This window comes from Paenibacillus dendritiformis, from assembly GCF_015845845.1.
Taxonomy (GTDB): Bacteria; Bacillota; Bacilli; order Paenibacillales; family Paenibacillaceae; genus Paenibacillus_B; species Paenibacillus_B dendritiformis_C.
Map to the genome: position 1 here is coordinate 1 of NZ_LDIG01000173.1, position 19912 is coordinate 19912.

Annotated in this window: 19 protein-coding genes and 1 pseudogene; 8 read left to right on the top strand and 12 right to left on the bottom strand. The window is 54.2% G+C overall.

The genetic code is table 11. The annotated features are described in order from the left end of the window. The 5 genes from ABD76_RS18170 to ilvB all read right to left on the bottom strand — a co-directional run. A partial coding sequence (locus tag ABD76_RS18170; protein ID WP_197256132.1) for an IS630 family transposase occupies positions 1 to 502 on the bottom strand: 502 nt, incomplete at its 3' end. Between the two features lie 357 nt (positions 503 to 859). Then, positions 860 to 2410, bottom strand: coding sequence for a 2-isopropylmalate synthase (locus ABD76_RS18175; RefSeq protein WP_197258617.1), 1551 nt, complete (start codon positions 2408 to 2410; stop codon positions 860 to 862). A gap of 166 nt (positions 2411 to 2576) precedes the next feature. After that, complete coding sequence (gene ilvC / locus ABD76_RS18180; protein WP_168181188.1) at positions 2577 to 3569, bottom strand: ketol-acid reductoisomerase; 993 nt, start codon at positions 3567 to 3569, stop codon at positions 2577 to 2579. Between the two features lie 185 nt (positions 3570 to 3754). Further along, on the bottom strand, positions 3755 to 4255 hold the full coding sequence (gene ilvN / locus ABD76_RS18185) for an acetolactate synthase small subunit (RefSeq protein WP_168181189.1): 501 nt from the start codon (positions 4253 to 4255) through the stop codon (positions 3755 to 3757). After that, positions 4252 to 5997, bottom strand: a complete 1746-nt coding sequence (gene ilvB / locus ABD76_RS18190) for a biosynthetic-type acetolactate synthase large subunit (protein WP_197258618.1) — start codon at positions 5995 to 5997, stop codon at positions 4252 to 4254. The genes ilvN and ilvB overlap by 4 nt, the downstream gene beginning before the upstream one ends. 728 nt (positions 5998 to 6725) lie before the next feature. On the opposite strand from ilvB, the gene ABD76_RS18195 reads away from it, so the two are divergent. Further along, a complete protein-coding gene (locus ABD76_RS18195; protein WP_197258619.1) occupies positions 6726 to 7175 on the top strand; it encodes a GNAT family N-acetyltransferase in 450 nt (149 codons plus the stop codon). A gap of 143 nt (positions 7176 to 7318) precedes the next feature. Here ABD76_RS18195 and ABD76_RS18200 read toward each other — a convergent pair whose 3' ends face one another. Together ABD76_RS18200 and ABD76_RS18205 are read right to left on the bottom strand one after the other, a co-directional pair. After that, complete coding sequence (locus ABD76_RS18200) at positions 7319 to 7594, bottom strand: 50S ribosomal protein L33 (protein ID WP_197258620.1); 276 nt, start codon at positions 7592 to 7594, stop codon at positions 7319 to 7321. A 131-nt stretch (positions 7595 to 7725) separates the two neighbouring features. Continuing rightward, a complete protein-coding gene (locus ABD76_RS18205) occupies positions 7726 to 8790 on the bottom strand; it encodes a nucleoid-associated protein (RefSeq protein ID WP_197258621.1) in 1065 nt (354 codons plus the stop codon). Positions 8791 to 9067: 277 nt separating this feature from the next. Here ABD76_RS18205 and ABD76_RS18210 point away from each other — a divergent pair, with 277 nt between their 5' ends. The 3 genes from ABD76_RS18210 to ABD76_RS29610 all read left to right on the top strand — a co-directional run bounded on the left by ABD76_RS18210 (position 9068) and on the right by ABD76_RS29610 (position 11606). Next, entirely contained in the window at positions 9068 to 9616 is a 549-nt protein-coding gene (locus ABD76_RS18210; RefSeq protein WP_338125144.1) for an acyl-CoA thioesterase, read from the top strand. Positions 9617 to 9912: 296 nt separating this feature from the next. Beyond that, complete coding sequence (locus ABD76_RS18215; RefSeq protein ID WP_197258623.1) at positions 9913 to 11205, top strand: helix-turn-helix domain-containing protein; 1293 nt, start codon at positions 9913 to 9915, stop codon at positions 11203 to 11205. A gap of 287 nt (positions 11206 to 11492) precedes the next feature. Beyond that, positions 11493 to 11606 (top strand): aspartyl-phosphate phosphatase Spo0E family protein, encoded by a 114-nt coding sequence (locus tag ABD76_RS29610; protein WP_244194388.1) that lies wholly within the window; start codon positions 11493 to 11495, stop codon positions 11604 to 11606. Between the two features lie 98 nt (positions 11607 to 11704). Here the strand turns inward: ABD76_RS29610 and rplT are convergent, their stop codons facing one another. The 4 genes from rplT to ABD76_RS18240 all read right to left on the bottom strand — a co-directional run bounded on the left by rplT (position 11705) and on the right by ABD76_RS18240 (position 14409). Further along, on the bottom strand, positions 11705 to 12064 hold the full coding sequence (gene rplT, locus ABD76_RS18225; protein ID WP_006284825.1) for a 50S ribosomal protein L20: 360 nt from the start codon (positions 12062 to 12064) through the stop codon (positions 11705 to 11707). Between the two features lie 37 nt (positions 12065 to 12101). Beyond that, on the bottom strand, positions 12102 to 12302 hold the full coding sequence (rpmI, locus tag ABD76_RS18230; protein ID WP_006677982.1) for a 50S ribosomal protein L35: 201 nt from the start codon (positions 12300 to 12302) through the stop codon (positions 12102 to 12104). 66 nt (positions 12303 to 12368) lie between these two features. Then, a complete protein-coding gene (infC, locus tag ABD76_RS18235; protein WP_168181221.1) occupies positions 12369 to 12866 on the bottom strand; it encodes a translation initiation factor IF-3 in 498 nt (165 codons plus the stop codon). A gap of 301 nt (positions 12867 to 13167) precedes the next feature. Further along, positions 13168 to 14409: a glycosyltransferase family 2 protein gene (locus tag ABD76_RS18240; RefSeq protein WP_197258624.1), complete on the bottom strand. Its 1242-nt coding sequence runs from the start codon at positions 14407 to 14409 to the stop codon at positions 13168 to 13170. Between the two features lie 741 nt (positions 14410 to 15150). Here ABD76_RS18240 and ABD76_RS18245 point away from each other — a divergent pair. Further along, a complete protein-coding gene (locus ABD76_RS18245) occupies positions 15151 to 15678 on the top strand; it encodes a phosphatase PAP2 family protein (protein ID WP_374043200.1) in 528 nt (175 codons plus the stop codon). Between the two features lie 59 nt (positions 15679 to 15737). After that, entirely contained in the window at positions 15738 to 16949 is a 1212-nt protein-coding gene (locus ABD76_RS18250) for an MGDG synthase family glycosyltransferase (RefSeq protein WP_197258625.1), read from the top strand. Positions 16950 to 17085: 136 nt separating this feature from the next. Here the strand turns inward: ABD76_RS18250 and trmB are convergent, their stop codons facing one another. Next, the gene (trmB, locus tag ABD76_RS18255; protein ID WP_197258626.1) at positions 17086 to 17814 is read right to left on the bottom strand and encodes a tRNA (guanosine(46)-N7)-methyltransferase TrmB; all 729 of its coding nucleotides are present in this window, start codon (positions 17812 to 17814) and stop codon (positions 17086 to 17088) included. Positions 17815 to 17959: 145 nt separating this feature from the next. On the opposite strand from trmB, the gene ABD76_RS18260 reads away from it, so the two are divergent. Both ABD76_RS18260 and ABD76_RS30985 read left to right on the top strand, forming a co-directional pair. Further along, entirely contained in the window at positions 17960 to 18448 is a 489-nt protein-coding gene (locus tag ABD76_RS18260; protein ID WP_338125142.1) for a type 2 periplasmic-binding domain-containing protein, read from the top strand. A gap of 341 nt (positions 18449 to 18789) precedes the next feature. Beyond that, a pseudogene (locus tag ABD76_RS30985) lies at positions 18790 to 19655 on the top strand (glycoside hydrolase domain-containing protein). Positions 19656 to 19912 lie beyond the last annotated feature (257 nt).

Sequence of the window (19912 nt, forward strand, 5' to 3'; positions counted from 1 at the left end):
TTTTTAGAGCCGGAAACGTTTCTTCGACAAACTGTTGTTGTTTAACAGGGTCTGCAGCGGCAAGCGTATACGTCGGTTTCGTATAGCTCATGCCCATATGTTCCATCATCTTCGAAACGCCGCGCAGCGAATAGGTACATCCATACGTACGCTCAATGTAGTCTGCTATCAGTTGCAACGTCCAATTGAATTTGGCGGTGAATCCAACGTCTGCTGGCACCTGGTTCACAATGACTTGCTTCAATGCGTCCCGCTGTTCTTTCGTCAGGCGTGGGGATCGCCCGGGAGAGAATTGCATGGCCAAGCCCGACAACCCTTCTTTTTCATAGGCGCGGATGTAAAGGCGAATAGTTTTCTCCGAACGACAGATGATCGTGGCAATCTCGCGTACAGACTTGCCCATTAATCGTAAACGTACGGTTTGAAGTCGCTCGTACATGCGGCGATCCTTCGTCGTTCTTATTCGTTCTTCAACTGCAGCCAGCGCTTCCTTGTTATCCATCTCATTCACCGCCTCATTCAGGGTATTTCTGAATTCGACAATGATGGGACAAAACCCTCCTGTTATGGAAGTTCAATAGTTTATTCTATACAGATAAAAATATCCGAGATAATAACAAATTTAAACAAATAGCACAGTATTTTTTGGTAGGGATCTTGCTAGGAATAATATTTGTTATCCTCAAACCAATCCATCATTTTATGTCTGGTATTCAGTTAGTGCTCATTTTTGGGGTCGCTAGTTGTATATTCGCTCTGTTTCTCCAATTTTTTCGGTTTATTATCAAAAAAAGATGACCCCTGTTCAGAGGTCATCTGCAAGGCCGGATGGGCCGATACCAATCAGGCTGCAAAAAGATTAGATCAGCCCAATCTTGTCGCGGCGGCGGCTGCCGCCGAGCTTGCGCTTCTCGATGAGGCGGTTGAGGGCATCCACGTACGCGCGGGCGCTCGCCTCAAGAATGTCGGTGCTGACGCCGCGGCCCAGCGCGGGCAGGCCGTCCTGCGTCAGGACGACATGAACCTCGCCGAGGGCGTCCTTGCCGTGCGTAACCGATTTGATCGAGTAATCGGTCAGCTCGACTTGTTCCTGCGATGCCTTGTCAATCGCCATATAGATGGCGTCGACGGAGCCGTTGCCGCTCGCTTCCTCTTCCAGCACGTTGCCGTCGATCGTGACGAGGCGAACCTTCGCCGACGGAACGGATTGGTTGCCGTACTCCACATAGACAGTTTCCAGCTTGAACATTTCCGGCGTGTCGATCAGCTTCTCCTCGATCATGGCGCGAATATCTTCGTCCGACACTTCTTTCTTCTTGTCCGCGACATCCTTGAACTTGGCGAAGGCGGCATTGACCTGCTCTTCGTTGAGCGTGTAGCCGAGATCGATCAGTTTCTCGCGGAACGCATGGCGGCCCGAGTGCTTGCCCAGCACAAGCTTGCTCTCCTTCAGGCCGATGGTCTCCGGAGAAATAATCTCGTACGTCGTCTTCTCCTTCAGCATGCCGTCCTGGTGGATGCCCGATTCATGAGCAAAGGCGTTGGCGCCGACAATCGCCTTGTTCCCCGGCACGACCATCCCTGTCAGCTTGCTCACCAGCCGGCTCGTGCGCGCAATCTCGCTCAATTCGAGCGATGTCTTCGCCTGATAGAAATCTTGCCGCGTCTCCAGCGCCAGCGCCACCTCTTCCAGGGCCGTATTGCCCGCGCGCTCGCCGATGCCGTTGATCGTGCCTTCGATCTGATCGGCCCCGTTCAGCACCGCCGCCAGCGCATTCGCCGTCGCCATGCCGAGATCGTCATGGCAATGCGCGCTAAGCTGAATCTTCTCGATGCCCGGAACGTTCTCCTTCAGCGTTTTGAAGATGTTGCCGTACTCATACGGCGTCAAGTAACCGACCGTATCCGGAATGTTGACGACCGTCGCGCCGGCGCGAATCGCCATCCCGGTCACTTGGCAGAGGAAGTCGAGCTCGGTCCGCCCGGCGTCCTCCGGGGAGAACTCCACCTTCGAGAAATATTTCTTCGCGTAACGAATCGCCGCTTCGGCCGTTTCCAGCACTTGCTCCTTCTCCATACGAAGCTTATGCTTGCGGTGAATCGGAGAAGAAGCAAGGAACAGGTGAAGGCACGGATCCTGCGCGTTCTTTAATGCTTCGTAGGCGGCGTCGATATCCTGCGTCCGCGCCCGCGACAGCCCGACGATCGTCGCATTCTTCACAGCGGCGGCGACGGCTCCCACCGCGGCCGAATCACCCGGAGATGCCGCAGGAAATCCAGCTTCGATGCGGTCGACACCGAGGCGCTCCAATTGGTAGGCGATCTCGAGCTTCTCCTTCGTATTCAAGTTCACGCCCGGAGATTGCTCCCCGTCTCTTAACGTCGTGTCAAAAATATAAATTTTACGCATCGCTGCACCTCCGTTAATCTCTTGCCATATTCCTATTCCAGTGTATGCACATAAAAGAACAGCGCCATCCCGCCTTGACGACGGGCGGGCGCTGTGCGATATCGCCTTCCGGCCTATAAGTCCGCGGCCTGCCGCTTGTCCGGCCCGGCTGGCGCAACACACATCACTACTTCTTGATCCAGTGCATCATCTCGCGAAGCTGGCCGCCGACCACTTCGATCGGATGGTTCGCTTCGTTGCGGCGAGTCGCGGTCAGGAACGGACGATCCGCTTTATTCTCCAGGATGAAGTCGCGCGCGAATTTGCCCTGCTGAATATCGGACAAGACTTCCTTCATCGCTTTCTTCGTCTCGTCGGTTACGATGCGAGGCCCGGTTACATAGTCGCCGTATTCCGCCGTGTTGCTGATGGAATCGCGCATCGTCGCAAGACCGCCTTCATAGATCAGGTCGACGATAAGCTTCATTTCATGCAAGCACTCGAAGTATGCCATTTCCGGGGAATAGCCCGCTTCCACGAGCGTCTCGAAGCCGGCTTTGATCAGCGCGCTGACGCCGCCGCACAATACCGCTTGCTCGCCGAACAAGTCCGTCTCGGTCTCTTCCTTGAAGGAAGTCTCGATCACGCCTGCGCGCGTGCAGCCAATGCCTTTGGCATAGGCCAGGCCGATCGCCTTCGCATTGCCTGTCGCATCCTGCTCGATCGCGATGAGGCCCGGAACGCCGAAGCCTTCGACATACGTGCGGCGAACGAGATGTCCCGGCGACTTCGGAGCCACGAGGAGCACGTCATTGTCTTTTGGCGCGACGATTTGGCCAAAGTGTACGTTGAAGCCGTGGGAGAACATCAAGGCAGCGCCTTTCTTCAGATTCGGCGCGATTTCCGCATGATATACGGCCGCCTGCGTTTCGTCCGGCATCAGGATTTGCACGACATCCGCGCGGCTGGTCGCTTCGCCTACGCTCAATACTTCGAACCCGTCGTTGCGCGCTTTGTCGGCCGATTTGCCTTCGCGCAGCCCGATAACCACTTGAAGTCCGCTGTCGCGCAGGTTTTGCGCTTGCGCATGCCCTTGGCTGCCGTAGCCGATAACTGCAATCGTCTTGCCCTGCAATACACTTTGATCTGCGTCTTTTTCATAATACATTGTAACTGCCATTTGTATGAGTCCTCCTCTTTCTTCCTAATTAATAAGTGAGATAATAATCAACCCCGAATGAATGAGGGTATTTCAAGGGACAATCGCTCGTTCCGGTTCTGCCTGACTTATCCCCTGAGAGACCCCCTCATTCGGGGAATGCCCGCGGCCATCGCGAAGCCGGGAGCGTGCACGGCAAATATCGGTTACTTCCCGTCCGCCGCCTGCCCGCGAACCATCGCGGTCACGCCGGTGCGGCTGATCTCGCGGATGCCGTATGGCTTGAGCAGCTCGATCATCGCTTCGATTTTCTGGGACTCGCCCACCACTTGGACGATGATCGTGTTCGGTCCGATATCGACCACCGTCGCGCGGAACGTCTCGACGACGCCGAGGATCTCCGGACGCTCCCGCGGCTCCGCCTTGACCTTGATCAAGGCCAGCTCGCGGGACACCATCGGTTGAGAGCTCAAATCGACGACTTTGATGACATCGATAATTTTGTACAACTGCTTCTCTACTTGCTCCAGCGTATGCTCGTCGCCGGTCGTCACGATGACCATGCGGGAGAGGCCTTCTTCCTCCGAGGCTCCTACCGTAATGCTGTCAATGTTGAATCCGCGGCGGCCGAACAAGCCGGATACGCGCTGCAGTACGCCAGGCTGATCGTTGACGATGACGGCGATGGTGTGCTTCATCGGTTTCATTCGCAATCCCCCATTATCATTTGGTCAATGGTGCAGCCCTGGGTTACCATCGGGAAGACGTTCTCGTGCTTGCGTACGACGAACTCGACGACGGCCGGCCCGGGCGTGTTCAACGCCTCCGTCCAGGCTTGCTCCGCTTCCTCCTTCGTCGTCGCCCGGAAGCCGCGGACGCCGTAGGCTTCCGCCAGCTTGACGAAATCCGGGCTGCCTGCCAAATCGATATGGCTGTACCGTTGGTCGTAGATGATCTCCTGCCATTGGCGCACCATCCCGAGCACCCGGTTGTTGATGATGGCCACCTTGACCGGAATATTGTGGATGGCGCAGATGGCGAGCTCCTGCGCGCACATTTGCATCCCGCCGTCGCCGTTGATCGAGACGACGGTCCGATCCGGGAACGCCATCTGCGCGCCGATGGCGGACGGGAACCCGAAGCCCATCGTGCCGAGGCCGCCGGATGTAATCCAGGAGCGCGGATGATTGAAGCGGTAGTACTGGGCCGCCCACATCTGATGCTGGCCGACGTCCGTCGTCACGATCGCGTTGCCTTGGGTCGTGTCATTAATCATCTGAATGACCCATTGCGGCTTCAGCTCCGAATCGGAGTCAATGAAAGCCAGCGGCTTCTCGGCCTTCCACTTCTGCACCTGATCGCGCCACGCGTCTGCTTTATCGTTGTGACTCGCCGTAGCATTAGCCAATTGAAGCGTCGACTTAATATCGCCCACAATCGGAATGTCTGTCGGCACATTTTTGCCAATCTCGGCCGGGTCGATGTCAATATGCACAATCTTCGCCTTCGGGGCGAATCCGTCCAGCTTCATCGTTACGCGGTCATCGAAGCGGGCGCCGATGTTGATTAGCAGGTCCGCTTGCTGGATAGCCATGTTCGACGTGTACGTTCCATGCATGCCGGGCATGCCCATCCACAATTCATGCCCGCTCGGGAAGCCTCCAAGTCCGAGCAAGGTCGTCGTCACCGGAATCTTCGTCTTCGTCGCGAACTCGAACAATTCCTCGTGCGCCCCGGAATGAATGACGCCGGCTCCGGCCAGAATGACGGGCGACTCGGCTTCCGCGATGGCCTTCATCATCTTCTCTACCTGATACTTGTTCGGCTGGACGGTCGGGTTATACCCGCGAATGTTCACTTCCGTCACCGGCTGGAACAAGGTCGTTGCCGCGGACACGTCCTTCGGAATATCGATGAGCACCGGCCCCTTGCGGCCCGTATTCGCGATATGGAACGCCTCATGAATGATTCGCGGCAGGTCCTCCACTTTCCGAACCAGATAGCTGTGCTTCGTAATCGGCATCGTGATGCCGGTAATATCCGCCTCCTGGAAGGCGTCTGTTCCGATAAACGTCGTCGCTACGTTGCCGGTAATGACGACGAGCGGAACCGAATCCATATATGCCGTAGCGATGCCTGTGACCAGGTTCGTTGCACCGGGACCCGATGTCGCGATGCAGACGCCCACCTTGCCGCTGGCCCGCGCATAACCGTCGGCGGCATGAATGGCGCCTTGCTCATGCCGGGTCAGGACATGATGGAAATCCTCGCGCCCGTGCATCGCGTCGTAGATGTAGAGCACGGCGCCGCCCGGATAACCGAACACGCACTCCACACCTTCCAACAACAAGCTGCGAAGCAAAATTTCGGAGCCTGTAATCACTTCAGGCTTCATCCATTTTTCTCTTAATTCATCCGTTGAGCGCATTGCCGTTTGGTGTGTGCTCATTTTGCCATCCTCCTTACGCATCCTTGTCGATTTCCAATCGGGCTTGGTTGTCATGGTGTGTTGTGCCTGGCCAGGCGTGAAATACAACAAAAAAACCTTCCGCCCCCGCAGCTTGCCGCTGCCTAAGGGACGAAAGGTTGTGCTTCCGTGGTACCACCCATGTTCATTCCACATCTCGCGATATGAAATCTCTGCAAGTATACGCCGATACCGTTGTCCATAACAGGTATGGACAGCGCATACTCTGGACGCCTAACGCGCGCCTGACGATTCCCCCTACTGACATATCCGGGCCATGGCCTGATATCCGTTCAGGAGAACAGCTCCGAGGTGAGCTCGCCTATAAGGGATTATGGCGCCGGTCTCAGCAAGACTTCCATGCGCTCTCTGTTCATAAGGGCCCTTATGCTTCGTCCTCTTCATTGCCGTTGTAAAATATGGTCAATGTCTTTCAAATGTTTAGAAACATTATATTCCTACGATATGCAGGAGTCAAGAGGCGGTGTTAAAAAAAATTTGTAAAGCGGTCATCCAGCAAAATGACAGCATAGCCTCGCGAAATTCCGGAAATCGGCAAAAACCTCGGCTTTTTTCCGTACTATAACGTTTTTGGGCAGCCGGTTTATTCGGGGTTCCACGAAAGGCCGAAAGAGCGGAGGGATCGGCACGGGGAACGAAGGCGGCACATATAATACATCATTCGCGATGCAGCAAAGGGGGAATCGGGCATGAACATCCGGCTTCGGCGCCCCGCTTCCGATGACCGCATCATTCGCCGCCTTGTTCTGGAGGAATTGCTTCCCCACTCCAACCTCATCTGGGAAGAGAGCCAGGTGCTGAAGGATATTCCGGTCCGGCTTCGGGAGGGCGTCACCTATGTCGCTGCGAACCGCAGAAATCAGCCCGTTGGCTTCGCGCTTGTCCATGCGAAGAACGACATCCTGCTGATCGATCTGCTCGCCGTCAGCAGCGCTGCCCAGGGCAAAGGATGCGGCTCCGCGCTCCTGGCACGGGCGGAACGGTACGGGCGCATGCAGCGCTGCCTCCTTTCCCGCGTCTACTTAGATCAAGGCAACGACGCCGCGCAGCGATTCTACGAGCGGCATGGTTACCGGGTAAAGCGGTACATCGCGCAGATCGCCTGCCACGAGATGGAAAAGCCGCTGGACAGGCGCTGACATCCGCCCAATCCGTCCGGCGGCAGCATGAAAGCCTGGGGTTCCCCCAGGCTCTCCGCTCCCATATCATCATGTGGCCCGCTCGTCTTGGATGTGATGGTTTAATTGAATAGCTGCCGTATGGATAACCTCCATGCCCGCCCCTATATGAAAGGGCCCCTAAAACCGAATGGGACTCCTCCAAAGCCGAAAGGGAATCCCCCAAAAGCGAATGGGGACGTGCCAATAGCCAAAAGGTCGAACAAAACTAACGGAATGATAGCTTTTGTTTTTACTTTTTTGCCCTTCGCTTGCTCCAGCACCAGACGGTTCCCGGAAATGCGAATCAGCTTGCCGGACACGACAGATCCGTTCTTGTGCAGCGCGTAGATCCGTTTGCCGACCAGCTTGGAAGCCTGAGCTTTCGTAACACCCCGCATGCGAATCCCTCCTTCACGGTTGATTCCATACAAGGTATTCTATCCGGCCCTTTCCCGTCTGTACGATGGCCCTTCCTTCTCAAATCTGGGTCTGGCAAGCTCTGAAGCTCGCGCTCCCGCCAGCCGCGATTCTATTCTTCCTCGTTATAGAAAACTTTATAATAATGCATGCCCCGTTCTTCATCGAAGCCCTTCTCCACGAAGGCAAAGCTGTCGCTCTTCAGCTTCAGCTCGATTCCCGTATCGGTCCGGATATTATTTTTATACGTTCGCTTCGCCTTTTTCAAGGCGGCCTGGGAAATCGGAAATTCATTCAACGGAGGCAGCTCGTTCGCTTCCTCATACGTCTCCTTGTACGTCTTGAAGATAGGCACGATCTCCGGCTGCACGATAACCTCCTCGGCAAAGGTCTCCTCCTCGAACTGCTCATGCTTGGCGAAGTACTCGATCGTATGGTGAATGAACTCCAGCTTCTCCTTCTTCTCCGGCGGTTCCTCCGCCGAAGCCGCGATGACATCCTCATAGAAATGGGTGCACATTTCGATATATTTATCCGTCAAATAATGCTCGTCCTCCAGCAGCCGCACATTCAAAAAATCTTCCTGCCAATACCGCGCGGCTTCGTTGTTCTTGCCTGCCGAAGTGTCCACGATGCCGACCGAATAGCCCGCCTCCGCCCGCACGTTGAGTATAAGGCAGCCCTTGTCCAGCTTGCGGATGTTCGTTCCTTCCTGGATGCTGACCTGAAGCTCTTCCGGATTGCGCTCCTGCACCTGAAGAAAGACGTCCTTATGCTCCGATTTCATGATGCCGATGGCGTCGATGCTGAAGTTGTTGTACAGAATGTTGTTCAGATGAACGACATAGAGCTCCCCCGGCTTAATCTGCGGATGAGAGGATTGCTCATACAAATGATGCAGCAAATGCACGGACTGCTCGTGAAAAGAATCGGGCTGCTGAAAGATGCGGCTCACATACGTGTATACCTCATTCAACGGCAGCTCGGCCTCGTGATGGAAGCGGTAAAAGGCATCGAATTTGAAGCCGGAAATAAAATACTTCATCAGCGTCGCCTTCACTTCGTCGCTCGGCACGTCATACAGCGCGTGAGAGACGCGAACCCCCTCTTCACGGGCTTTGCTTCCGACCTGATGGACAACCATTTGTTGGATTTCGGCTTTGGATAAATCGATCATAACATTCCCTCTTTTCTCGAAGTCGCATCTCTCTATTGTAGCGAAAATGCGCCCCGATGAAAACGGAAACCGAAGGCAGTTTGCCCAGGGCGCCCCGCCGCATTTTTCTTTTCCCGCCAGACCAGAGATGCCTGTGCCGCGCCTCCGATGCGGGCGGCTGCCCTGGCACGGATTTGGCTTATCCCCCGCTCTGGAGTACAATAGAAGGATGAGAAGCGCAGCCGTCCAGGCTGCCCCGCATTCATGCGGAAGAGTTGTTGCATGGAAAGGACGATTGATTGTGAAGAAAGATACGGATGTTCATCAATCGAGGCTTGCCCCCAAGCTGTGCCGCGAATCCCGCGTGTTCAAGACGAGCCGCGTATTTCCGAACGATGTCAATAACCATGATTCCCTGTTCGGCGGCAAGCTGATGAGCGCCATCGACGAATTGGCCTCCATCTCGGCCGTGCGGCATTGCCGGTACAACGTGATTACCGCTTCGACCGATTCGGTTGATTTCCTCCGTCCGATACTGCAGTCCGATTCCGTCTGCCTGGAATCGTATGTAACCTGGACGGGACGAACGAGCATGGAAGTATTCGTCAAGGTCGTCTCGGAGAATCTGTTCTCCGGCGAGCGCGCCATCGCGGCGACTTCCTTCCTGACGTTCGTGGCGGTCGATGAGCATGGCACGCCGATGGTCGTGCCGCCCGTCATTCCCGACTCCGAGGAAGAGAAGCTGCTTCACGAATCGGCGCAGGAGCGGGCAGAGCTGCGGAAGAAGAGACGAGCGGGAAGCAAGCAGCTCGCCAGCCAGCTGTCGACCCGCAAATATTGGGAATAGATTGCATGGCAGAAAGGGGCTGTCCCATAAGTAGTTTCTACTGCCTGTAGGATGGCCGATTCCCTTTTGCCTTGGTGCAGGCTGCTTTGAGGGAGCAATCCGAGCAGTCCTGACTTTGGTAATGCCTCAATTGAATTTCATACCCACGATCGTTTTGCTGGCAATCTGTACACTTTAAGCAGTGAGCGAATTCCAGCTCCTTTTTATGAAGCTCGCCCTCTACACCTCTTATTTACATACGATTCTTCTTGTGGTAAAATATAGATAGTCAAATAATGAAGCAAGGAGGGCTGATATTGGAAGCCGCAGTCGTCAGAACAATCGGAGAGCTAATCCAAGATACAAGGCGAGCGTTAGATATGACGCTCACTCAGTTATCAGAATTATCAGGTGTTCCTAGAGGCACGATATCAAGAATTGAGAATGGCGAAGTAAAGCGTCCAGAATTTTCGAGTGTACAACCATTGGCAGTGACATTGAATATCCCCTTTGAGACATTGATTGATTATTACGTAGAGGTTGAGAAAAGATCGGATTCATTGCTGCATATTCTGCAATCAACGATTCAGCAAGAAGGTTCTATTGAACTGATTCGAAAAGTTGCAACCAAATTTCTTGAATCTCCAAATGAAGACAGCTTTGACTTAACAGAGAAGCTTTACCAATCCATTGACTCCGTTGATAATACCTCCGTTGCATTAACATTATACAACCTCATCATTGACTACTCACGATCACATGGAATTATGCCTTACATCGCCAAAGGGATGTATCAACGATACCTGATTGAACGAAATGATTTCAGCAAACTGAAGGAAACGTATTATAGCGGAAAGTATATTCTTCATTATGCTGATTTCTTGCCCCAACAAGAACGGGTAGAACTTTACTACAAGTTAGGAATTCGTGCTCATAACTTAAAGCTTTACAATGAAAGCATTGAACACTGCAGGAAAGTCCTTGCAGAAGATGATGGATCAAGCTATTATAGAGTACACTCACTTGGAGTCCTCAGAGACGCATTTTTTGGACTCGGTAAATATGAAGAGTCAGAAATGTACGCTTTGCAATATAAGGAGTTTAACTATCCGAACATCCGAGAAAACACAGTTCTTATGGAAGCATTAATAAACGCCAAAAAAGGCAATACAGATCAGACCATCCAACAACTCCTGTCATTCCTTAAGTCTTGTAGTAATGATTCTGCGATTCCTGCCACAAATCAGCTTCTTCGATTATACTTACAACAAAACAACTTAGAAGGCGCTAAAACTGTCCTTGAGAGCAGTAAAATAAACCCGTCCACCATAAACAAAAGTAATCCTTTGATTTGTTCGCGATACGCTGATTACCTTCAAGTTCAAGGAGAATACTATTTAGCTATTGGGGATTACGAGAATTGCGTAAGTTACTTGATTGAAGGTGCACTGCACTATTCCAGGATTAACGACACAATTGAAGAGAAAAAATGTCTGAACTTGGTTATACGTAATCTTTTGGAACAGAATGTTACCGTGTACAAGTCTACACTTGAAAAGTTAAGCGCATATTATACTCATAGCATTAAAGAAACGGAGGTTTCAGCATGAAGCGGTTTTTCAAAAAATGGTACGTTAAATCCCTTCTCTGCGCAGTCATCCTTGTAACAACGGCAGCGGCATTCTCAGGAGATCATGGCAGCATACATCCGTGGTAGTCGAAGAAGCACCTTGCAGGTGCTTTTTCATTTTCCGACAAAATGCACCAGTTACACAATTATACATTTTTTTGGCGAAACGTACATTACACTCAATAGAGTTAGATGTACGTGAGGTGAACGGCCATTAAGTCTATTGAGGAAAAAATAAACGAGTTAAGGAGAAAGTTAGTTGAGGCGGTGGGAACTAAAGGGAAATTTACGGATGAAGAAGTCGTTCGGATCAGCCAACAACTGGATTCATACATAGTTGAGTTACAGTCGCGTCAAGCTGCAAAAAGAAGGGATCAATAAAGTCTTGGATGCTATAGTTCCAACGATGCATGCCTGTTGTCTTACAACGAACGCCGCACTGCCGTTCCCGGCGATGCGGCGCTCTATATGAATCCAGCTTACGCGTTTACTTTTTCTTTGGCTACCGCTGCAAGAGAGCTGAATGCATTGGCATCGTTGACGGCCATGTCAGCCAGCATTTTGCGGTTGATGTCCACGCCTGCCAGCTTCAAGCCGTGCATCATTTTGCTGTAGGACAGTCCGTTCATGCGAGCTGCCGCGTTGATGCGGGCGATCCACAGCTTGCGGAAGTCACGCTTCCGTTGACGGCGATCGCGGTATGCATACAGCAACGATTTCATCACTTGCTCGTTCGCTGTTTTGAAGATGCGGTGTTTGGAACCGAAGTATCCCTTTGCCAGTTTCAATACTTTCTTATGACGACGACGTGTCGTAAATCCGCCTTTTACTCGTGCCATTTCGTATTAACCTCCCGATTCGATGTCTCCGAATTGCTTATTTCAAGTTTTTCAATTGCTGCTTCATGCGGTTAACGTCGCCTGCTGCCATCACTGGGCTCGTTGCCAGGTTGCGCTTTTGGCGTTGCGATTTATGGGAAAGCAAATGGTTGCGGTACGCTTTGTAGCGACGCACTTTACCAGTACCCGTAATTTTGAAGCGGCCCTTCAAGCTGCTATGCGTTTTCATCTTAGGCATAATCAATTATCCTCCTCAAGTTCGGTGTTCATCCATCCCGCCGCCTTATCCTGCGCGGCAGGTCGCTTAGGTGCTCTTTGGCGCCAAAATCATAATCATGCTGCGGCCTTCCAGCTTCGGAACGCGCTCGACGATGCACAGCTCGTTCGCTTCGGCCAGAACGCGGTCAAGAACCTTCTTGCCGATATCCGCATGGGCAATCTCGCGTCCGCGGAAACGGACCGAGCATTTGACCTTATCGCCTTCACGCAGGAACTTCAAGACGTTGCGCAGCTTCGTCTGGAAATCATGCTCGTCAATGTTCGCGCGGAACCAGACTTCCTTGATATCCACCGTCTTCTGATTCTTGCGCGCTTCTTTCTCTTTCTTCTGCTGCTCGTAGCGGAACTTGCCGTAGTCCATAATCCGGCATACGGGCGGCTTCGCTTGCGGAGCCACATTCACCAGGTCCAAGTTCGCGTCGTAAGCCATCTGCAGCGCTTCGCGGAACGGCTTGATGCCGATCTGCTCCCCTTCCGGGCCGACCAGTCGAACTTCCTTCGCACGAATCTCCTCGTTAACCAAATGATCTTTGCTAATGGTGTGCCACCTCCATAATCGAATTCCCACTTCGCCCTTGCAAACTTATATTGTATGCAAAAAGGGATGCGGACTCAAGAGCCCACATCCCTCACATAGACCAATTATCATCATGTGAAACACCGCCAACGCGGCAATCGTCATAACCAGCCAACTTGCGTCGGTCAGGTGAGAAGCGGGCGCTCCTGCTTAAATCTAAAACATATGCAATTTGAACACTCAATTACTATATCACTCTTGCGCGCTCATTGTCAAGACATTCTTCACGCTCCGGGACCGCCCCGAATCAGGACACCTGCTTGCCCTGCATTTCCTCCAAGCGCACGACGCGCGTATGCTCGGTATGGCTCCATACTTTGTTGTTCTGCGTGAAGAACGCATAGAACGTAATCGGCCACCAGGACAGCAGATAGATTGGGAACGTGATGAGCGACGCGTAGATGCGCCACGACTTGACGCCCTCCAGCACGAGGGCCAGCACGAACACGCTGCAGGTCAGCACCATCGACACGACCGTCACCCATGACGGCAAATATTCAAAGAACGTGGCCACGTTCGGCCCGTTGAAAATCGCCGCGTCCACCCACAAGAAGGCGGTCATGAGAAACGTCAGCAGCACGGTGTAGACCGTAATCGTATAGAGCGCCATATCGAACTTCGCCATATTGCGCTCCTTGATGCTCTGCCACAGCAGCGGGAAGAAATAGCGGCGCGCCACCGTAAAGTGGCCCTGCATCCAGCGAAGACGCTGGCGTGCCGACGCCTTGAACGTCAACGGCTTCTCGTCGTATACGCGCGCATTGTAATTCAGCACCGGGTTGATGCCATTCATGACGCAGCGCGCCGTGAACTCCAGGTCCTCGACCAGGCTCGTCGCGCCCCAGCCCATATCCTTCAGCAGCTGGCTATCGAAGCACATTCCGGTTCCTCCAAGGAAGTTCGCCAATTTCAAATTTTTGCGGGACAGCTGCCACAGCCGGTTGCAATACCAGTAAGTGACCCCGTAAGCGGCCGTAATCCACGAGTCATGCGGGTTCTTCGTATCGATATAGCCCTGGATGACACGCGCGCCGGAGCACAGATCATTGTTCATTTCACGCAGGAAATCCATGCTGACCAGATTGTCCGCGTCGAGCATGACGACCGCATCGTACTGGCGCGGCATCTCCCACAGATTCTTCAGCATCCATTCAATGGCATAGCCCTTGCCGCGCTGATGAGGATTGTGGCGCTCGCAGGCCTGCACGCCATGCTCTCTTACGATGTCCGCCGTGTTGTCGGTACAGTTATCGCAAATGACAAAGATGTCATACATTTCCTTCGGATAGTCGAGCTGCTTCAAGTTCTCGACAAGCGCTCCAATTACCGCTTCTTCGTTATGTGCGGCCACAATGACGGCGAACGATTTCTGCGGGTCGTAGGTTTGTCGTTTCTTTTCACGGTAAATGCCGAACAGCGACAAGGTGAATTGATACACCCCGAGCGCGGCCAACAACACCTGCAAGCCGATAAATAACTTATCCACCATGTTGGTGTCCCCCTTTTAACCCCTGATGATATTTCACTTTTTCTGTAAGCATGCCTTTTCTTTGTTTTTCATGGCATGCCTTTGTCATGTTTACCCCGGCAGAAAACGGTCGATCCCGATTTTCTAACGTTTGCATCCGTTTGTCAAAAACCTAATATTGGCTTTCATACGTTATTTGCTTCATTTTCATGCAAGAATGATCGTGAAGTGGCAGGCGTTCGGGCTCTGACGGGGTATTTTCTTTATTTTCGTCCAAATGCTAAGAAATTATGGCTTTGGACCCCCATTTCGTCAAAAAAAGATATCGAACCCGAGCATAAAGGCATTCCGCCTTGCCTTGGACCGTATGGGCATACGCCTACATCATATTATAACGTAACAGCCCATGCAAAGGTTGCTGACCAAAATCAACCTGCCGAGGCTGACTTGCAGCTATCACCATGTTACCCGCTGCGTCCAAAAGTGAAACATCCTTCAGGCACTTCTGTTGCAATCAGGAGAAACGTCCCAGAGTCCAAGGGGAGGGTACTTTAGGATAGGACATCATTCGTCAAGCTTCGCCGCCGGTCCGGATGCATCTTCACAATAGGATTGAAATTACGAACAAATATAAATATGATTAAGTATGCTTCTCGGTTCCAAGGAAGGGGTACATGAAAAATTCACAAATTCCTTATCTTCTGTTAATGTAAAGTTGTTACGATTGCATCAAAATCTATCGCATAACGGAGGGGTAACATGTTGACCCGTGTTATCGCGTGGCTTGGATACCGTGAACGGCAGTTGTTTCTGTGGATTAATCAGCGTCTTCATCATCACTGGATGAACATGGTGCTCTATACAATGACTCATCTTGGAGGAGCGACATTCACGATCGCATTCTCGCTTATCCTTGGCCTGTTCGCGCCTGACCCTTGGAGCCGGATTGGCTGGCAGTGTCTGGTTGCGCTGGCTGTAAGCCATATTCCTGTTTTTCTTATCAAAAAATGGTACCCGCGGGTTCGCCCCCATCTGGCGCTGCCCGGTATACGAACGTTTCGCAAGCCGCTCATCGACCACTCGTTCCCTTCGGGACATACGACGGCCATCTTTTCGATCGTTATGCCGATTATGATGGCCTTTCCGATTCTGACCTGGGCGCTGCTTCCGGTCGCCTTGATCGTGGCGATGTCGCGCATGTATCTCGGCCTTCATTATCCTTCCGATTGCCTGGCAGGGGCCTTGATCGGAACCGGGGCGGCCGTCGGCACGGTCTCCTTCTGGACATAACGGGCCGTGAATTCGTCAACCAAGCAGTAACATTAATGAGGATAGAAGGGTGACCAATTATGCAGGAACCTGTCACATGGTCAGTACCGGCAGGCTTCGGTTTTACGAACGATAACGAAGGCAAGAAGCGGGTTCTCGTCCTGTCGGAACGCTTCGGGGCCGGACACACCCAGGCGGCGCACGCTCTGGCCGTCAGTCTCCGGAAGCTGTCGCCGCATGTGCAGACGCGCGTAATCGAGCTGGGCAGCTTTTTGAATCCGCGGACGGCGCCGCTCATTATCGAGGCCTACCGCAAGACTGTCAGCGTGCAGCCTAAGCTGGTCGGCTTCATGTACAGGACCCAATACAACAAATCGTTGAACCGGCTCACCACGATGGCGCTCCATCGCGTCTTTTATACGCAGGCGATGACGGTCATGCGCCAGTTGAGGCCGGACATGATCGTATGCACGCATCCGATTCCGAATGCCGTCATCTCGCGGCTGCGCCGGCTGGGCCTGGATGTGCCGCTCTGCACGGTCATTACCGATTATGACGCGCATGCGACCTGGGTGAGCCCCGGCGTAAGCCGCTATCTCGTCTCGACGCCTGAAGTGCAGGAGAAGCTGGAATCCCATGGCGTCCCGTCCGATCGCATCATGGTGACCGGCATCCCCGTTCATCCGAACTTCTGGGAGACGCATGACCGCAATACGAAGGCGGCCATCCGCCGGCGCTTCGGCCTGAAGGAGCTCCCGACCGTCCTCGTCATGGGCGGGGGCTGGGGACTCATTGATCCGAGCCGCTCCAGCGAACTGCTGACCCGCTGGCGCAATGACATCCAGTTCTTGTTCTGCATCGGCGACAATGAGAAGCTTCGCCAGCGCCTGCTGGACAACCCGAGATTCCGCCATGAGAATATCCATCTCATTGGCTATACGAAGCAGATCGATCAGTTGATGGACGTATCCGACCTCCTGGTCACGAAGCCGGGCGGAATGACCTGCACCGAAGCGATGGCGAAGGGCATTCCGATGCTGTTCTACGAACCGCTGCCGGGCCAGGAAGAAGAGAACTTGCATTATTTTACGGAAAAAGGATACGGCGAGCCAATCGAGAACGCCCACACGATAACGAATTGGATGAACAAGCTGGCGTATCACTATGAGGAGGTCGCCTCGCGGCGGCGCGAATTCGAGCTGAACGCCTCGCGGTATCATCCGAAGGCGTGTGCCGACGCGATTTTGAGCATGCTTTACGAGCAGCCGCCTACCGGCAGCTCCTCCGCCTGACTTATCTATTTTTAGGTACCGCCTTTCCCCCGCCCGGGTCTGGACATGCGTCCAGGACCGGGCTTTTTGCTCCGGCCGAACAGGACAAAGCCGCCTGCTTCCGGGCATTGCCCAAGCCGGCGGCTAACCTGGCGCATTATGGCTGCGGGACGGTCTGTCCTCCGTTGCCATACGGCAGCGAAGCCCGGTACTGCTCATAAGCCTCGCGCCCCACCAGCACTTCCACGCGATGAATGTTCATGCCTCTGCTCGAGAACTTCTCCTCGTATTCCGTCATGACATGATCCGGATGAGGACCGTCCCGGTGCAGGTCGAGCGAGATGTTCCGCATCTGAAGACCGACCTCGGCATAGGAGTTCAAGGAGTACTCGAACAGCGTCACCGAGTCTGTCTTTTGATGGATCTCTCCCCGTTCATTCAGAACGTGCTTATATTTCTCGATAAAACGGGGATGAGTCAAGCGCCGGCGCGCATGGCGCTTCTTCGGCCACGGATCGCTGAAATTCAGAAAAATGCGCTCGATCTCGCCCTCCGCAAAAATGGATTCCAGATATTCAATATTCGCCCGCACCAGCCTCAAGTTGGCGTCGGTCTCCACGCCCAGATCGCCGCGGATCGTCTCGGCCTTCTCGCAGGCGCGCGCGATTAATTCATCGTACATATCGATGCCGATGAAGTTCACGTCCGGGTGCAGCTTGCTCATCGTGCTGATGAACTGGCCTTTGCCCATGCCCAATTCCACGTGGATCGGACGGCCGTTCCCGAAGATCTCATGCCATCGGCCTCGTGCCGATTGAGGGTCCAGGATCGCAATCTTCGATTGCTCCAGCAGCTCCGGAGCCCCTTTTTTGCCTCGTAAACGCATCTGTTTTCCTCCAACCTCAGTATGCTCCAATCTTCTATTCTGCATGACGGGCACGCAATTGTAAAGAGCGGCCTCTCTATAATGAAGGGAGCGGTAACTATCCCGCCAACCCCTATCCTCCACTATGATCTGGTACAACAAGGAAGTGTTCGATAAATTCGGAGTCGAATATCCTGCCGGGCGAATGACCTGGGACGAAGTCGTCGAGATGGCGAGGAAGATGACCGCCGAGCGGGACGGGATTTCCTATCGCGGTCTCGAAATGGGGCCCGGCATGGCCTCGGGCGAGGTGACCGTGCCGCTGCAGCAGTTGGCGGTCAATCTGACCGATCCGGATACCGGCGAGGTGCTGATCGACAAGGAACCGGCCGTAGCGAAGTACCTGGATCTGATGAAGCGCATTTACAGCATCCCGGGCATCGTGAATCCGGATCCGGAAGCGCGCACAGATTATGAATTTCCGAAGAAGAACGTAGCCATGATCGTCACCTGGATCGAATATCTTCGCTGGGGCGTCGCCGATCCGGAGGTCGCCGCCAACATGGAACCTCCGTCGCCTGGACCTTCCAGCCGCGCGGCGACTGGCGCCTCCCCGGCTCGATGGAGGTCTATCAGCTACTGGATGTACAGGTGAATGAGAATACCGATGTGGACGTCTCGACCATCCCGGCAGGCCGACCCGCCCCGCCCTATGTGACAAGGCAGGCGCCGTTCCGCGTCTATGACGCGCTCCGCCCGGTGAAGGACAGCTATACGGCCCGAGCCCCTGCCGAGGCGGCGTATCTATGCTGGCCCATCCCCGGCTCCGCAGACCCGGGCCTATATGAAGGAGAGCTGTCGTTCGAGATCGGCGGCGAACGCGGCGTCATCCCCGTCCGGATCGAGGTGTTCCCCGCCCTGGTTCCCGACCGGGGACGGCTGGCCGTCACGAACTGGTACTCCGTACGCAATATTGCGGAACGGCATGGACTCGAGATGTGGTCGGAGCCGCATTGGGAGATGCTGTACCGCTACGGAGCCGCGATGCGCCGCGGCAGGCAAACCCACTTCATGGTCGGCGCCCCGTTCATCGGGATTCAACCGCAAGGCGGAGGCCGCTATTCCTTCGATTTCTCCAAGGCGGAACGGCTGATCACGATGTTCCTGGAACTCGGATTCACCCATATCGAGGGCGGCCATATCGCCGGCCGCATCCATTGGGAAGACCCCCGCTTCATGCTCAATGCCGATCGTACGATAGCCGCGACGTCGCCGAAGGGGTACGCCTTCCTGCCGCAATTTTTGCCGGCCTGGCGCGATTGGCTGCGAAGCAAGGGCTGGCTGGACCGGCTCGTGCAGCATATCGTTGACGAACCGATCGCGCCATCGGGCGACGATTACCGCATCCTGTCCGGCATCGTCCGGAAATGGATGCCCGCTGTGCCGCTCATCGACGCAGTCATTCATACCGGCGTCGCGGGCGCGGTCGATATCTGGGTTCCGCCGAACAAGGATTACGAGCTGAACCGGGAGACATACGAAGCGTACCGCCGATCCGGGGATACGCTTTGGTTCTATACCTGCTGGAATCCCGGCGGCGAGTATCTGAACCGTTCCTCGATTTCCCGCTGCTGAAGACGCGTTACCTGCATTGGGGCAATTATTTGTACGGGCTGGACGGGTATCTGCATTGGGGCTTCAATTATTATTTCGCGGATCAGGACCCGATGGAGCTGACCAATCCGCTGCTCGCCCCCGATGTTCACGACCGCCGGGTGCCGGCCGGAGATACGCATATCGTCTATCCGGGAGACGGCGTACCGCTGCTCAGCACTGCCGCTCTTCCTGACCTAATTTCATAACGACTGGCAACGACGGCGCCGGAGCAGCAGAATTCTGTTCCCGCGCATGAGGTGCAACCCGGGCGGGCGCGGGGAGCTGCGCATGCCGGTTATCGCCGCAATCGGCTGATTGTAACCGGTGCCGTCAACGCCGCGATACGGATATCCGCCCCCAACCGCCCGGGCTGTCCATCCCCCTCGCCCGCACGGTTCCTTATCTTCGCTTTTCCGGCGATATCTGCTACAATAAAACCACGGCCGGCCTGCCCCCGCCAATC